This window comes from Microseira sp. BLCC-F43, from assembly GCF_041929235.1.
In the GTDB taxonomy this organism is placed as follows: Bacteria; Cyanobacteriota; Cyanobacteriia; order Cyanobacteriales; family Aerosakkonemataceae; genus Microseira.
In genome coordinates this window covers 1-13,288 of record NZ_JBHFNP010000017.1, presented here as the reverse complement: position 1 = coordinate 13,288, position 13,288 = coordinate 1, and the positions used below count along the sequence as shown (strand labels likewise).

The 13,288-nt window shown below is 46.2% G+C and carries 17 protein-coding genes; 5 read left to right on the top strand and 12 right to left on the bottom strand.

What is annotated here, in order from left to right; genetic code table 11:
- Window positions 1-192 precede the first annotated feature (192 nt).
- The 10 genes from ACE1CM_RS01930 to ACE1CM_RS01885 all read right to left on the bottom strand — a co-directional run bounded on the left by ACE1CM_RS01930 (window position 193) and on the right by ACE1CM_RS01885 (window position 8,036).
- On the bottom strand, window positions 193-1,008 hold the full coding sequence (locus ACE1CM_RS01930) for a HEAT repeat domain-containing protein (protein WP_374875716.1): 816 nt from the start codon (window positions 1,006-1,008) through the stop codon (window positions 193-195).
- Window positions 1,009-1,019: 11 nt separating this feature from the next.
- Window positions 1,020-1,601 carry a polymorphic toxin type 34 domain-containing protein gene (locus tag ACE1CM_RS01925; RefSeq protein WP_374875751.1) on the bottom strand — a complete coding sequence of 194 codons (582 nt, stop codon included), beginning with the start codon at window positions 1,599-1,601 and terminating at the stop codon, window positions 1,020-1,022.
- A 199-nt stretch (window positions 1,602-1,800) separates the two neighbouring features.
- Window positions 1,801-1,953, bottom strand: coding sequence for a hypothetical protein (locus ACE1CM_RS01920; protein WP_374875715.1), 153 nt, complete (start codon window positions 1,951-1,953; stop codon window positions 1,801-1,803).
- A 127-nt stretch (window positions 1,954-2,080) separates the two neighbouring features.
- Window positions 2,081-2,575: a tetratricopeptide repeat protein gene (locus ACE1CM_RS01915; protein WP_374875714.1), complete on the bottom strand. Its 495-nt coding sequence runs from the start codon at window positions 2,573-2,575 to the stop codon at window positions 2,081-2,083.
- Window positions 2,576-2,578: 3 nt separating this feature from the next.
- The gene (locus ACE1CM_RS01910) at window positions 2,579-4,087 is read right to left on the bottom strand and encodes a DUF4157 domain-containing protein (RefSeq protein WP_374875713.1); all 1,509 of its coding nucleotides are present in this window, start codon (window positions 4,085-4,087) and stop codon (window positions 2,579-2,581) included.
- 112 nt (window positions 4,088-4,199) lie between these two features.
- Window positions 4,200-6,260 carry an ATP-binding protein gene (locus tag ACE1CM_RS01905; protein WP_374875712.1) on the bottom strand — a complete coding sequence of 687 codons (2,061 nt, stop codon included), beginning with the start codon at window positions 6,258-6,260 and terminating at the stop codon, window positions 4,200-4,202.
- Window positions 6,261-6,692: 432 nt separating this feature from the next.
- Window positions 6,693-6,893, bottom strand: coding sequence for a hypothetical protein (locus tag ACE1CM_RS01900; RefSeq protein ID WP_374875711.1), 201 nt, complete (start codon window positions 6,891-6,893; stop codon window positions 6,693-6,695).
- Window positions 6,890-7,183, bottom strand: a complete 294-nt coding sequence (locus tag ACE1CM_RS01895) for a zinc ribbon domain-containing protein (RefSeq protein ID WP_374875710.1) — start codon at window positions 7,181-7,183, stop codon at window positions 6,890-6,892. The genes ACE1CM_RS01900 and ACE1CM_RS01895 overlap by 4 nt, the downstream gene beginning before the upstream one ends.
- Before the next feature lies 1 nt (window position 7,184).
- Window positions 7,185-7,400, bottom strand: a complete 216-nt coding sequence (locus tag ACE1CM_RS01890; protein WP_374875709.1) for a transposase — start codon at window positions 7,398-7,400, stop codon at window positions 7,185-7,187.
- Between the two features lie 198 nt (window positions 7,401-7,598).
- Window positions 7,599-8,036, bottom strand: coding sequence for an RNA-guided endonuclease InsQ/TnpB family protein (locus ACE1CM_RS01885; protein WP_374875708.1), 438 nt, complete (start codon window positions 8,034-8,036; stop codon window positions 7,599-7,601).
- Between the two features lie 45 nt (window positions 8,037-8,081).
- Between ACE1CM_RS01885 and tnpA the strand changes: the two genes are divergently transcribed.
- The 3 genes from tnpA to ACE1CM_RS01870 all read left to right on the top strand — a co-directional run bounded on the left by tnpA (window position 8,082) and on the right by ACE1CM_RS01870 (window position 10,298).
- Window positions 8,082-8,483 (top strand): IS200/IS605 family transposase, encoded by a 402-nt coding sequence (tnpA, locus tag ACE1CM_RS01880; protein ID WP_374875750.1) that lies wholly within the window; start codon window positions 8,082-8,084, stop codon window positions 8,481-8,483.
- A 178-nt stretch (window positions 8,484-8,661) separates the two neighbouring features.
- Window positions 8,662-9,627, top strand: coding sequence for a fatty acid desaturase family protein (locus ACE1CM_RS01875; protein WP_374875707.1), 966 nt, complete (start codon window positions 8,662-8,664; stop codon window positions 9,625-9,627).
- Complete coding sequence (locus tag ACE1CM_RS01870; RefSeq protein ID WP_374875706.1) at window positions 9,624-10,298, top strand: alpha/beta fold hydrolase; 675 nt, start codon at window positions 9,624-9,626, stop codon at window positions 10,296-10,298. The genes ACE1CM_RS01875 and ACE1CM_RS01870 overlap by 4 nt, the downstream gene beginning before the upstream one ends.
- Window positions 10,299-10,360: 62 nt before the next feature.
- Here the strand turns inward: ACE1CM_RS01870 and ACE1CM_RS01865 are convergent, their stop codons facing one another.
- Window positions 10,361-11,542: an RNA-guided endonuclease InsQ/TnpB family protein gene (locus tag ACE1CM_RS01865; RefSeq protein WP_374875705.1), complete on the bottom strand. Its 1,182-nt coding sequence runs from the start codon at window positions 11,540-11,542 to the stop codon at window positions 10,361-10,363.
- 209 nt (window positions 11,543-11,751) lie between these two features.
- Here ACE1CM_RS01865 and ACE1CM_RS01860 point away from each other — a divergent pair, with 209 nt between their 5' ends.
- On the top strand, window positions 11,752-12,144 hold the full coding sequence (locus ACE1CM_RS01860) for a hypothetical protein (protein WP_374875704.1): 393 nt from the start codon (window positions 11,752-11,754) through the stop codon (window positions 12,142-12,144).
- 230 nt (window positions 12,145-12,374) lie between these two features.
- Window positions 12,375-13,208 (top strand): hypothetical protein, encoded by an 834-nt coding sequence (locus ACE1CM_RS01855; protein WP_374875703.1) that lies wholly within the window; start codon window positions 12,375-12,377, stop codon window positions 13,206-13,208.
- On the opposite strand, the gene ACE1CM_RS01850 is transcribed toward ACE1CM_RS01855, so the two are convergent.
- Window positions 13,183-13,288 (bottom strand): transposase (locus ACE1CM_RS01850; protein WP_374875749.1); only part of this gene is annotated, 106 nt, incomplete at its 5' end. The two genes, ACE1CM_RS01855 and ACE1CM_RS01850, sit on opposite strands and share 26 nt — an antisense overlap.

Sequence of the window (13,288 nt, the reverse complement as noted above, 5' to 3'; positions counted from 1 at the left end):
TGTTAAACTGCTCGTTTGAGGAGTTGGTGCAAGCGTTCCTCGAGGTAAAATCTCGGTCGTCGGACTGAAGCTCAACGGGTGGAAATTTTGGTGTAAAACAGCGATATGCACACCCTTAGCACTCGCGAAAGCACCCAGGATCGCAAAAATTAAACTCTGAGCGAGCGCAAAAATTGCCAAGCGATCCGATTGTTAGTTTGACTGAGACTCTAATCTTTTTAATTCGACTATAAGATTTTGAGCCTGACTCGCTAAAATTAAGAACCGTTGTGAAACCACAGCTAATACCTCACAAATTCTGGCAGCATCAACGGCAATTGTTAATGGTCTTTTGCGTTCTATCAGATCGGTTAAGATATTCAAGATAACTGTTGCTAGGTCTTCATCAGCATTTGACAACAAATTCAACAATTGATTGATATCTTCCCTTGCACCCAGTCGGTACTTCGCTGCAAATAGTTCAGCTTTTACTTTTAAACAATCCTCAGATTCGATGTTTAATTGCAGCTGTGGTAACAACTCAGGTGTACCTAGCAGTCCGAGGGAGTTGGCTGCATAGGCTCGAACTGTTTCATCAGCATCTTGCATTGATACTTTTAATGACTCTATCGCCTCGCTCTCGCCAAGATCCCCCAGAGTTTCCGCAGCCGAAGCACGAACCATCGGAGCGGGATCGTTAAGCAGCAAAGATTCGACTGGCTTCCTGGCTGGCGTATACCCAAGTATACCCAAAGAATCTACTGCCCCAGAGCGAACAAGACCTTCTGGATCTACCAGTAAGTTTATCAGTGCCGGCCCTACTGACTCTATTTCTTTTGCTCCTAGATCCCCAAGCGCTTCTGCTGCTGAAAAACGAATTGCATCATTAGGAGATTTTAGTAACTCTAAAATCTCTGGTACTGCAACGTAGGCTTTCATATCGACCAAATCTTGAAGCGCTGGCGCTTGCTCAGCAGGATTGCCCGTTCTACACTGCTCTACCAGTTTATCAATAATAGACTCTTGCATAACTCAACTCCTTAACTATGACGACTGTGCCTACAGCCTTTAGCTTTTTGCGTCGCTTTAATTCTCCCAATTCTGTTAGTATCTTGAGCAGACTTAGCTTGTTTCATCAGTAGAGCAAGCGCTTCACAGATGTCTCCCGCTTGACCCTGGCTTACCAGTTCATTAGCCTCTTGCATAATTCCTGTATCAGCCTGATTTCCAGGGGCAGCCATCATAACTATGCGAATATATTCTTCTATTTCTTCTAGCCTCTCCCTCGCAGCATTACCAGCTTTATTTAGTATATTTCTCAGTTCTTCCAGACTGCCATTGATGCCCTTGCCAATAGCGTCGGTAATCCTGCCAATTTCTTCCCAGCCTCCATTGTTCAACCACAAAACAACGATCGTCACTCCAACAACTCCCACTGCTACTGTCAGTCCCACAGGCCCAAAAACAGCGGCTGGGGCTGCTGCCGCCGGTGCAAATCGTTGGATTACCTCAGTTTTCATCTGTGCGGTTTGCTTTGAGGCACCTGTCTGCTGAACGACGTGAGTCAACTCATGCGCCATCAACTCATTATTCCCCGGCGCCTTTCCCGCTCCAAAGTAAATAAGCTGCTACGCATTTAAATCCAATAAAGAGGCGGGCAAGATGCCCACCCCACAAGAAGAAGGGAAAATTTGATTCTCAAATTAGGTGCGTAGCAGCTTATCGCTACCGTGCGTAAAAGCTTGTGCCCCCAACTCACGGTTCATCTGCACCGCTGCACCAACAATTAGCGATTGGCAGAACGTCAAAAAGGAACCGGGATTAAAGCATGTCAAGCTTTTGCTCTTGGTGTTGGACTACAATCTCACGGAGATCCTCATCGTCTTCTGTCAAATGCTGGGTGAGGAATTGCTCCAATTTTTGAGTTACCTGGGTAACTATTGCTTGAGGATTCTTAGTCTTAAAGTCACGCACAACAACCTGAAATGATGGCCTATCTCCCTACCAGTTATAGGTATACTTCCAATTTTGGTGGAAATAGCCACTGAAAAAATATTTGAGTTTTGCATCAAGGCTTTCACACCGATTAGTATAACTTTTGTCACTCATCTTCTAACTCAAATGCCAGAATCCCCAGTTCGCTATCATCAGGGAAAAATTCCTTGGCTTTTCTTAAAATTTCCTTAGCTTGAGAAATATCACCCAGATCTGCATAACATTTTATTTGACCAATCATTGCTGCCTTCAATCCTGATTTAGCTATCTCCTCTCCGGCATTAAAATATCTAATTGCTTCACTAGCACTATCGTTTATTGCATATTCAAAATTCCCCAACTCAATGCAAGCCTCTATTGATTTAGGATCTATTAAATGAGATATTTCTAGCTTTTCTCTTGCTTCATTTAAACTGGGAAAATTCGCTAGATCGTCTTTATCGATAAGTTGAATTAGTTTGGCATACTTAATCAGCAACTCAACCGAGTAAGGAAAATCAGCTAGCAAATCTTGCACTAATTTCAATGCCGATTCATAATCCTGCTGTTGATGTAGTGCATCCAGCTTTTCTAAACTCTCTTTGAAGTCCTGAATATTCATTTTCTATAGTTTCTCCATCAATCTCTCAGTCTGCTCAATCAGCTTTTTCATTTTTTTAGCAGCGGCAGAACCCCCCTCTGCCATCTCAACTATCTGAGCATAAGTATGATTTTCTAGCTCGGAAGCATAACTCTCACTTTTTTTCAGAGTTGAGGGAATTAAATCTCCCGCTTTTTTACCCTGTATTCTTAAAACCTTCTTCACTTTCTCTTCTAATGCATCAGCTTTTTTCATTGCTGTCGCAATTTGCTTCGGTACTCTAGCCAAATCAAAAGCATCTCCGACTATGGGAATAAAACCAATTGCTGTTACCCACCAGGGGTCTTCTAAAACACCTATTAAGTCATCAGCTTCCTTAGCAAACTGTTTGGCAAATTTTTTGATAGCTATTTTCTGAATTTTGTCCTTTATTTGTTCCTTAATAAATTTCTTCAGGATAGCTAAAGAAGCCTTTTTAGCACCCATTTTGACAACAAATGAAATAAAAGAGGCTTGAATGCTAGGTGTAGACAAACGACTAATTTGCGGTTGTCTAGCACTGCTAATATTGGTTGCTTGCAGTTGATTTTGCACCCCACCCGTCTGCTGAACGACGTGAGTCAACTCATGCGCCGTCAACTCATCCTTACCAGGCGACTTCCCCGCACCATAGTAAATATCGCTACCGTGAGCGAAAGCTTGAGCGCCTAATTCCTGGTTCATCTGCACGGCAGCACCGTCTGTATGCACCCGCACACCGCTAAAATCAGCACCAAACCGGGGTTCCATGAAGGCTCGCACTTCATCTGATAAAGGGCTGCCACCCCCCTTACTGCCACTCAGTTGGCTCTCTAAATTGCCGCTATTTTGGGACTTGCCCTCTGGTGCAGGTTTGGTTTGTACTTCTTCTTCCTTGTTTTCCTCTGGGGCAGTTTCTCTTTGGATGCTACCTGAGTGAGGTTTTGTTTGTACTTCTTCTTCCTTGTTTTCCTCTGGTGCCGTTTCTCTTTGGATGCTACCTGATTGAGGTTTTGTTTGTACTTCTTCTTCCTTGTTTTCCTCTGGTGCCGTTTCTCTTTGGATGCTACCTGAGTGAGGTTTAGCTTGTACTTCTTCTTCCTTGTTTTCCTCTGGGGCAGTTTCCCTTTGCACCAGCGGCGTAATAGCAGCTGCCAGAGGTTTAGTTTGCACTTCCTCTTGTTTTTCCTCTGGTGCCATTTCCCGTTGAATTGGCTGAGAGCTTCCCGGCGCAGGCATGGTCATGACTTTATTTGCCATCGCGTCTGCTTCCTGTTCGTATTTATCTCCAGGTGTGCCGACTGTAAGCTTTGCCTGTACACCCGCTTGACTGGGTGCTTCTACCGTTACCCGACTCCAGTCAACGTTACGGCGTTTTGCCTGCACTGAAGGCGTCTGCTTTGGCGCTGGCGCATCGTAAATTGGGTCGCTGAAAGGTCGCTGCCAAGATGAACTTTTTTGCACCGGCATCGAAGAATTCGATCCTGATTTTTTCTGCGCCCATTGCCTGCTCATACGCCGCCTCTTCTTCTAGCCTATCTTGGGGCAATTTACCTTATTTTGGCATAACTGCTTCCACCATAAGGTAACATAAAATAAATCTTAACTTTACGGGACAATGAAAGTGTTATACCCAACCTTTAATTTCCGCGTCGGTTAGGGTTCTCTCCAACTTGACATATTCATTCCGCGCGGCTTCCAATAAGTGTTTCATCTGCACTGGCTCCCCGGCATCGGCTGCCATAAAAGCGGCATTTAAGGCAATATTGCGGATATTCCCGCCTGCTACGTTTAACCGGGCTAATTTGTTGCAATCTAACCCTTGGGTTGGCGTATTTTTGGGGAAAATCCGCCGCCAAATTTCAGCCCGATCTTTGGCATCTGGGAAAGCATACTTCACCACAAACCGAATGCGGCGCAGAAAAGCAGTATCTAAAGAATCTTTCAAATTCGTGGTCAAAATTGCTAAACCTTGGTAAGATTCCATGCGTTGCAGCAGATAGCTAACTTCCATATTGGCATAGCGATCGTGGCTGTCTTTTACATCAGAGCGCTTGCCAAAGATGGCATCCGCTTCGTCAAATAACAAAATGGTCGCGCCACCTTCCGCTGCATCGAAAACCCGCCGCAAATTCTTCTCGGTTTCGCCAATATATTTGCTGACTACAGAACTTAAGTCAATCCGGTAAAGATCGAGTTGCAATTCTCCAGCTAAAACTTCTGCTGACATGGTTTTACCCGTACCGCTGACACCCGCAAATAAGGCGCTAATTCCTAAACCTCGCCCTCCTTTACTAGCAAATCCCCATTGTTCGTAAACTTTGGTGCGTTGTCTGACATGAGCGGCAATTTCTCGCAATGTTTGGCGCGGTGCTTCTGGTAATACTAAATCATCCCAAGTTGCGGCGGGTGAGATGCGTTGGGCTAAGTCATCTAAGCGGGGGCGAGATTGAGCGCGACAGATGTCCCATAATTGAGGCAGAGGGGCCCAGGTGCGGAGGTGCAGAGGAGAATTATCATCTTTGCTCTCCCCTGCAATGCGTCCTAACGCTTCACTACAAACAGCATAAATTGTGGGGGCGTTGAGGTTAAATTGCTCGACTAATACTTCTACTTGTCCGTTGAGACTGGGTGCGATTTCTCCTAAAGCGTTTTGCCAGATTTCTAGTTGTTCTTGTTTTGTGGGGGGATGGACATCAAAAGTAATTAGGGGACGCTTGGGTGCGGGGCGGCGATCGCGCGTCGTTATAATTAACCCAGTGGTGATACTTTCCATCAGTTGGGCGATCGCATTCTCTTTTGCCCCATCTTCCCGCTGCCATTCATCGCAGTCTAATAACAAGGCACATCGACTCAAACGCGCTTCTCTCTGCCACAGTAATATCAAGTTATTCAATTCGGCGGTAACTGTCGGAATTACCCTGGCGGATATTGCGGCTAATTTCATACCTGCGATTTCACATGCAGTGGATGCGATCGCAAGTTTAGCCGCTACTTCATCCCCGCATAATTGTACGATTGGTAATGGGTAATTGGTAATAGGTAATTGGCGAACAGAAATGCTGCCTTGCTCATCTCCCCAGTTATTAGACAAAATTCCGGCTATTTGTGTGGCGATTGTTGCCTGCGAACGCACTAACAAACCACTTGTCGATACCGGCGATATCGTCCCTTTGAAATATTCATCTAAACAATCTACTCCCATTAAATAGTGTAAGATTCGCTCGTTAATTCGCAACGGACTGTGGGTAATAGTTTTACCCCCGCCAACCTCAATTAATTGCCAATAACGTAAAGGACGATCCGGAGAAATAGCATCCCAATGGGGTGCGGCAAAAACCGACATTGCCAGATTAAACGTAGGATAGCTTAGTTGCGGATCTTCCTGAGCGATCGCGCACAAACTGGCAAACGTGGCATCCAATTCCATGCCAACGCATAACAGCAGCAGATTCCCCTCAAAATCCGATAAGCCGAATTCAGTACAAAGTTGTTGCAATGCCGAGGGTGCAGGCAGATCCGCCGCCGCCGCTAGTAATGCCGATTGAATTTCTGCTTCAGATAAAGAAATCGGCTGATTTTTTAAGTTGGCAACGTAACTTTCTAACACTTGGCGCACTGCTGCCACAGATGCCATTAGATAGCGATAGTTGCCTGCTTGCCAGTTTTTGCTTGCTGTAACATGCATCACTAACTCCTGACGAATCGGTAGGGGGCTGTTGGGACGTATTTTTATCTTTACCAAATCTCGATCAAACTTTTCTGGCTTTCGGCTTGCAAGCCACAGCCATTTTCAAGTAAGCTGCCAAAAACTCTGACCCTGGTGTGGTAGCAAGTATAACTCATGGCCTGGGAAAGGGTACAAAAATCTTCCTCACACAGTCCCACTCAAAAGCAAAGTCACTCTTTGTTTGAAACGCGCCCTTTTTCGAGTCAATAGCAGTTGCGGTGCAAGAGTACCATCCCTCGATCAAAGAGTATTTTGACTCTTGGGCAATTTTATCTTTAGAAGCTCTAGATTTAGAGCCTTCAGCTTGTCTGAGCGCAGGTTGGAGAGGATGCGTCCCTTGCGCGGAAGCGAGGCATATCGCGTATCGCCTCGTAGTCTGGGAGATTCTCGTTAACGGGTTTTTCTGTTTGTGCGTTCGCGAAGCGTTCCCCTTGGGAAATCGCTGCCTTCACTCGCTCCAGCAACTCGTCTGCGTCGCCGCCTTCCTCCACACAAGCGCTTTCTTGCTGCTGCCAACTGCTCCACTACTGGCTTAATGGGAGCTTTGATATACTCCCCGCCGTAGAACGGCGGGGATTCTTGACGCTTCATCGAGATGTGCCGCAAGCGGTCTTACCTTCTCTCTGCGTCTGTTTAAAGTCGTGGCGATATCCCATCCCGACTTGAACTATATTTTTGGCGGCGTTTTCGTCTCTGTCGTGGTGTGCCCCGCAGTTGAGACAAGCTATTTCTCGGATCTTGAGATCCAGTTTACCCCATCTAAACCCGCACTCCGAACAAATTTGACTTGTCGGCTCCCACCTACTAATTACCCTGAAATCGCGCCCGTATTTATCGCATTTAGCTTCGATTAAGGTGCGAAATTCATACCATCCCTGCAAACTAATTGCTCTGGCTAGGGGAGCGGTTTTTCGCCATGCCCGACACGTTGAGGTCTTCCAGAATCACAGCTTGGTTCTCCCTGACAATTCTGGTTGACAGTTTGTGCAGAAAATCGGTGCGCTTGTCCGCAATCTTATTGTGCTGTTTGGCGATGCGGATTCGGGTTTTATTGCGTCGTTTTGAGTCTTTCTGTTGGCGCGCTAACTTGCGCTGCAACTTCCTAATTTTGCGGTTTTATTTTGAGTATTCCGGGCCTTTTACCTGCATCCCGTCGCTAAGTGCAGCAAAGGTTTTGATACCTAAATCAATCCCAATTGACTCGTTTTTTGCCTGAACGCTAACCGGATTTATCTCGAATACAAAGATCAATAAATAGCGGTTGGCACAATCTTTGATTACCGTTACCGAACTAGGTTACGATGGCAATTGGCGGCTCCAAATCGGCTTAACGTTACCGATTTTAGCTAAGTAAACTTCATCTCCTTTTAAAGAAAACCCGGCATTAGTCAAGGTTGCGGACTGCCTGTTTGTCCGTTTTTTGAATTTAGGTTTCCCTACTTTCTTGCCTTTACGCTTGCCTTTTAGGGAATCAAAATAGCTTTTGTAGGCAGCGTCCAACTGTTTGAGGGACTGTTGCAGGGCGACAGAAGATACGTCGTTTAGCCACAATCTTTCCTCTGTCTTTTTAGAAATTGTCAAAGACTTACACAGTTCGTTAAAGCCGGGAAATTTGTTTTTAAGCGACTTTGCCAGGGCATCGTTCCACACTACGCGCACGCAACCAAACAACTGAGCTAAGCTCTGCTGCTGTTGGTCTGTTGGATAGAAGCGGTATCGATACCTTGCTTTCATGGGGTATGTTAAGATTGGTCTGCCTTCTAACACAGATATACAGCAATCACAACCAAATACCGGAAAGAAAGACACAGTGTTTCGGATATTAAGATTCATTTAGTTGGCGTGACAAAATACCGCAGACCTGTATTTACAGCAGAGAGTCTGAACGGAATTGAAAAATCTTTTCAGGAAGTGGCGAAAAAGATGAATTTTCAGATATTAGAATTTAACGGGGAATCCGACCACATTCATGCTTTAATTGAGCTTCCGCCAAAGCTTTCTGTGTCTCAGATTGTTAATGCTTTAAAAGGGGTATCGAGTCGCCGATACGGACAAGCCGGACATCCTAAACCTTACGGGAAAGACGCTCTGTGGAGTCCTAGCTACTTTGCTGTTTCGGTTGGAGGCGCGCCAATTGAAGTTTTAAAGCAATACATCAAGGGACAATTAAAGCCGTCCTAGAAGGACGGGGCTTTAAACCCAAAATTTTGGTGTTGCTATTTATACTAAAAATCCCGTAAGATCGTGGTTTTATAGACAGTAGCCTTAAATACAACAATGCGTAAAATACTAATATATATCAATACCAATATTAAGAAAGCTTGATATTGTTTTGTCTTCGCCAATTTTTAGGTTTTCAATGTCTAGTAGTGATGAGTCTGTTAGCAACCCCGTTCCCTTACTAGAGGAAGCCGCTGTCATTAGCAGCCCCAATCAAATTCTCTCTACGGAAGAACTAAGTGTACTGAATGTGCGCTCGAATCGCCAGGGATTGGTGCAACTCGCCGGACATTTAGCCGTAATGGTTGTGAGTGGCTACTTCTGGGCAACCCATCGCAATCATCTGCTGCTAGCAATACCTGCTTTAATCGTGTATGGCTTTAGCCTTGCTGCCATGTTCGCACCGATGCACGAAAGCGTCCATCGCACCGCGTTTGCCAACAATCGCTTGAACGATTTTGTTGCCTGGTTTGCTGGGCTGCTATCGTTCTACAACAGTACGTTTTACCGCCGCTATCATAAATGGCATCACCGCTATACGCAGATTCCAGACTTTGATCCCGAACTAAGCGACCCGAAGCCAAGCAATTTGTGGGAGTATCTTTTAGAAATTAGCGGTTTACTCTGGTGGTGGGGTAAGTTACGCGGACATTTTAGCGTTGCCACAGGTCAATTGGATAACTGTGCGTTTATTCCCGAAACGGCACGAGATGAAGTAGTGGGTTCGGTGCGGCTGCAACTGGGAGTTTATGCAAGTGCGATCGCACTTTCCATCCTATTTCAACAACCTTGGTTTTTCCTGTACTGGTTACTGCCTTTAGCCGTCGGACAGCCGATTTTACGGATGATTTTGCTAGCCGAACACACTGGCTGTACTCTTGACGCTAACTATCTCACCAATACTCGCACGACGCTGACCATCGCGCCTATCCGCTTCCTGATGTGGAATATGCCTTTCCACGCCGAACATCACCTCTATGCGTCGATTCCGTTCCATGCTTTGCCCGCCGCACACGAAAAACTGCGCCCTCACTTTGCTCATGTGGAATCGGGCTATCTAAATGTCAACCGTACCCTGATCGCCAATTTCGGCAAGAATATATGATGACTCGTTCTCCTAGTTGTTTTATTTTGGAGAACTTCTCGCTCCAATGTGGAGTGGTGTTGCCCCAAGCCCAATTGATATATCAAACTTATGGAGAATTGGCAAGCGATCGCAAAAACGTCATCCTTTATCCCACATCCTACGGCGCACAGCACAGTGACATCGACTGGCTGATTCGTCCCGATGGCATCTTTGACCCGAACGGTTGGTTTATCATCATTCCCAACATGTTTGGCAACGGGCTATCTACCTCTCCCAGCAATTGCGATCGCTGTAAACTAACCGAACAAGGGTTTTGGTTCACCCACCTCGATAACGTGCGTGCCCAAGAACAATTGTTACGCCAAGTCTTCCAAATAGAACATTTAGCGCTGGTTTATGGTTGGTCGATGGGCGCACAGCAAGCTTATCATTGGGGTGTATTATTCCCCGACCGCGTTGCACGAATTGCGGCTGTTTGCGGTACGGCACGCACCACCGACCACAACCGCATTTTTCTCCAAAGCCTGCGGGCAGCCTTAACGGCTGACCCAACTTGGACGGGTATCGGTTTTGATGGCATTCCGGAACGGGGCTTGCGCGCCTTTGCCCGCATTTATCCTAGTTGGGCGGCTTCGCAAGCTTTCTACCGGGAAGGAATTTATTACCAACTCGGTTACAACTCCCTTTAATACTGCTCCATAAAACTAATACAACACCGGACATGTCCCGACATTGAGGTTTACTTCCTGCTTCAACCAGAGGTGACGGCACTTCTGGGTCCACAGGCTTGAAATCGGGTTGAGCCAACCCTACTGCACTTACTATTAGGAGCATTTGCCAAGTTGATTGCAGCGTGAAGATCCCGATCTTCCCTATGCCCACAATTCGGGCATACAAAAGTCCTGTCATTCAACTTCAATCCTTCGTTTTTATGCCCGCACTGACGACATTGTTTTGAGGAGGGATACCAACGTGAGACAATCTCCAACTGAGAACCAAAACTCGGAGCTTTGTACTCCAATTGGCGACGAAACTCATAGAATCCTAAATCGCCAATTGCCTTGGATAGCTTGCGATTGGCAATCATCCCTGACACATTCAAGTCTTCAATGCGAATGTGAGCATATTTGCGGCAAATGTCCGTAGTTGTCTTATGCAAAAAATCAAGGCGCTGATCGGCAACGAGTTTATGCAACCGTGCCAATCGTTGGAAATACTTCTTGGCGTTGTTAGAAGCCCCAATTCTGGCCCTTCTGTTACCGAATTGTTTGTTACGGTTACGGTACTGAAGTTCCTTGAGCTTGGTTATCGCTTTTTGGAGAGGTTTTGGAGCTTCTAACTCTGTTCCATCACTGAGAGTTGCCAACGTCTTCACACCCAAATCAATCCCTACAGGTTCAGTTACTTCATGCTGAATCGGACGAATTTGCTCTGCATCGACCGAGAATGAAACATACCATTTGCCAGCTTCACGACTAAGGGTGAAGGTCTGACTCATATAGCTTTCATCCAGCGGTTCTTGCAAACGAAATGTTCCAATTGTGGGGAGCTTGATTGTTTTTCCTGCTTCGGCCAAGCATTTGCCATTCCCGTCATAAACGGTGAAAGACTGTTTATCTTTCTTCCGTTTATAAGTGGGGCATTCTGACAGTCCTTCACGCCATCGGCTCCATGCCCTCTGCAAATGTTGAAACGCTGATTGATACACCTTGGATGAGAGTTGATTCATCCAGGCGTTCTCAGGTTCTTTCTTGACGACATTTGTAAAAATCTTTTTGATGGCTTTAATTCTTTTGCTGTCAGAGGCTTTGGAGCCAGCATCAACCGACTGCCAAAACCGGGTTAACCCATAGTTATAAACCAATCGAGAGCATCCTGCATGTTGTGCCATTCGCGTCATCTCTCGTTTATTCAATTTGAGTTGACGTTTCACTGCAAACACAGGACTCCCCTTTGAGCCACTGGAATCATTGTAACACAATTCTCGTTACAATTATATGGTTCAATACAATCCTTACGTCAGGATTACAGAAGAGGAGCGCCTGGTTTCAGACGACTACTGTAAGGCAGTATATCGAACTCGAGCCGATGTGATGAGTGAGTTCATTCGTTCCTTAAAACGAAAAAATAAGAATAATCTAGATGGGTTGTAATGACCGGAAATATCCTGTTAATCATGAATTAAATCGCTACTCCCTGTTGCGATTTTGGGAAGCCAACTACCGCCAACGGGAACCCCACAATCTGCTGGCAATGATTGATACCTGGCTGCGTTGCGATGTCAGCGATAACCCAACTTATCAAGGGGATTACAAACGCGATCTCAGTTCAATTAAAGCCAAAACCCTCGTCATGCCTGCAACTACAGATTTGTATTTCACACCTGAAGATTGCGCCCTGGAAGCAGCGCTGATTCCTGATGCCTTCTACCGACCGATTGCATCAATTTGGGGTCATCGCGCTGGCAATCCTTACCAGAATCCTGACGATGAAGCCTTTATCCGCGAGGCGATTCGGGAATTGCTTGCTAATTGAATTTATATCTTACTGTGTTAGGTGGTAGAAGATCATCTACTTCCTCCTTCTTCTTCCTTCGTGTCCTAGGGAAGATAGCGCGTTCAATAATACTAATTCTTCCCACGAGAAAGGAGTAAATCTTTGCTACTTATTTTTGACTTTTGAATTTTGACTTTTGAGGCTAACCTAATGACGACTTCCCTCTCTGACATCGCCCGCTTCGTTACTTTCTAATCTGCTTTACCGATTTGTTTGGCGTCCAACGTGCCAAGTTAGTGCCCGCCCAAGCGATTGACACAATGGCAGCGAATGGGGCGGGATTTGCCGGGTTTGCTGCCTGGTTGGACATGACCCCTGCCGACCCAGATATACTGGCAATTCCTGACCCCAACAGTTTATTTCAACTTCCCTGGCAGCCCGAAGTCGCTTGGATGCCTGCTGACCTCTACACGATGGATGGACGACCTGTTGGGCAAACTCCCCGCCTCGTCCTGAAGCGCGTTTTGCAGCAAGCGCAGGACATGGGTTATAGCGTTCGCACTGGCGTTGAGTGCGAGTATTTTCTGCTGTCCCCCGATGGGACGCAAATTTCCGATCCGCGCGATCGCGCCACTAAACCCTGCTACGATCAACAAGCTTTAATGCGCCGGTTTGAAGTCATTTCCTCTATCTGCGATGCTATGCTGACCCTCGGTTGGGGTGCTTATCAAAATGACCACGAGGATGCCAACGGTCAGTTTGAGATCAACTGGATGTATGCTGATGCCCTCGTAACTGCCGACCGCCACGCCTTCTTCAAATATATGGTGAAAGCGATCGCAGAAAATCACGGGTTGCGAGCTACGTTCATGCCCAAACCTTTCCCCCACCTGACCGGAAATGGCTGCCATACGCACATTTCTGTCTGGGATAGCGCCAAAAGTGCCAACCTGTTTCACGACCCCCAAGGAGAATTGGGACTTTCAACCCTGGCTTACCAGTTTATCGGTGGTGTGCTGCATTCGGCTCAAGCGTTATGCGCTTTCACCAAAGAAATGGGTCTTTTGCCCCGTCCTTCTAGGACGGCTTTTCTTGATTTCTGATGTACTGTTTGAGAACTTCGAGTGGTGCGCCGACTACAGATATAGCAAAGTAGCTGGGACTCCAAAGCGCTTCTTTATGA

Coding starts and splice junctions, on each gene's coding strand:
- ACE1CM_RS01905 (WP_374875712.1), bottom strand. CDS start 6,260: ATGCATGTTACAGCAAGCAAAAACTGGCAAGCAGGCAACTATCGCTAT.
- ACE1CM_RS01910 (WP_374875713.1), bottom strand. CDS start 4,087: ATGAGCAGGCAATGGGCGCAGAAAAAATCAGGATCGAATTCTTCGATG.
- ACE1CM_RS01875 (WP_374875707.1), top strand. CDS start 8,662: ATGTCTAGTAGTGATGAGTCTGTTAGCAACCCCGTTCCCTTACTAGAG.
- ACE1CM_RS01900 (WP_374875711.1), bottom strand. CDS start 6,893: ATGAAGCGTCAAGAATCCCCGCCGTTCTACGGCGGGGAGTATATCAAA.
- ACE1CM_RS01870 (WP_374875706.1), top strand. CDS start 9,624: ATGATGACTCGTTCTCCTAGTTGTTTTATTTTGGAGAACTTCTCGCTC.
- ACE1CM_RS01915 (WP_374875714.1), bottom strand. CDS start 2,575: ATGAATATTCAGGACTTCAAAGAGAGTTTAGAAAAGCTGGATGCACTA.
- ACE1CM_RS01885 (WP_374875708.1), bottom strand. CDS start 8,036: ATGAAAGCAAGGTATCGATACCGCTTCTATCCAACAGACCAACAGCAG.
- ACE1CM_RS01930 (WP_374875716.1), bottom strand. CDS start 1,008: ATGCAAGAGTCTATTATTGATAAACTGGTAGAGCAGTGTAGAACGGGC.
- ACE1CM_RS01860 (WP_374875704.1), top strand. CDS start 11,752: ATGGGTTGTAATGACCGGAAATATCCTGTTAATCATGAATTAAATCGC.